We start from the raw sequence: 794 nt of genomic DNA, 5'->3' as shown, positions 1-794 counted from the left end.
AGAAAATATTTTAGGGATGAATGATGCGTGGGATTTTGGTTATCAACGCAGTCAAACAGATTATTGGGGTGGAAGCAAGCAAGAGGGCCACAGCAATAACATTTCTGTTGGTGTGAGTATTCCTTATGGCTATTGGACCTTTGGTTTGAATGGCACTGTTTATAATTACCAAAGCATTATCCATGGCAATTTTACAGATATTGAGACGACGGGGGATTCCAGTGAGTTACACGCCAGTACCAGTAGGGTTCTTCACCGTGATGGTCTTTCGCTGACAACGCTCAATGTGGGTCTTTCTTATAAAAGAACCAACAATTACCTTCTTGGCAATAAGATAGAGGTGGGAAGCCGTCAATATAGCGTAGCCAATTTTGGCATTTCGCATTCTCGTCAGATGTTAGGGGGGACTTGGACTTTTGATGCCAGTTATTTGCAAGGATTAGGCTTGTTTCATTCTGTAAAAAAACATGCCCCAGGAGCAGGTGATGCGGAGCCTCAATTTGCCAAATTTACTGGTACGATCAGTGTTATGACGCCCTTTAAGGTGGGTGAGTGGAATTTTCTCTTACGCCATCTTTTGAGTGGGCAATATTCCCCAGCTAATTTATTGGGCGCAGAGCAGCTTTCGTTGGGGGGATCTTCCAATGTTCGTGGAACACGGGAGAGTTTGATTTTTGGCAATAACGGTTTTTTTATCCGTAATGATTTGTTGTTGCGTACCATTCCGTGGCGCAACAACGGGGTTGTTCAAAAGACTTTGGGAGAGCTACGCCCTTATGTTGGTTTGGATTATG

The 794-nt window shown here is 43.7% G+C and carries 1 protein-coding gene; it reads left to right on the top strand.

What is annotated here, in order from left to right:
* A partial coding sequence (locus ACFIMQ_RS09520) for a ShlB/FhaC/HecB family hemolysin secretion/activation protein (protein WP_375703943.1) occupies positions 1 to 794 on the top strand: 794 nt, incomplete at both ends.

It is taken from the genome of Bartonella sp. AD13SXNS (assembly GCF_042196465.1).
Taxonomy (GTDB): domain Bacteria; phylum Pseudomonadota; class Alphaproteobacteria; order Rhizobiales; family Rhizobiaceae; genus Bartonella.
The sequence above is the reverse complement of the archived record's forward strand: the minus strand, read 5'-3'. Positions and strand labels throughout refer to the sequence as shown.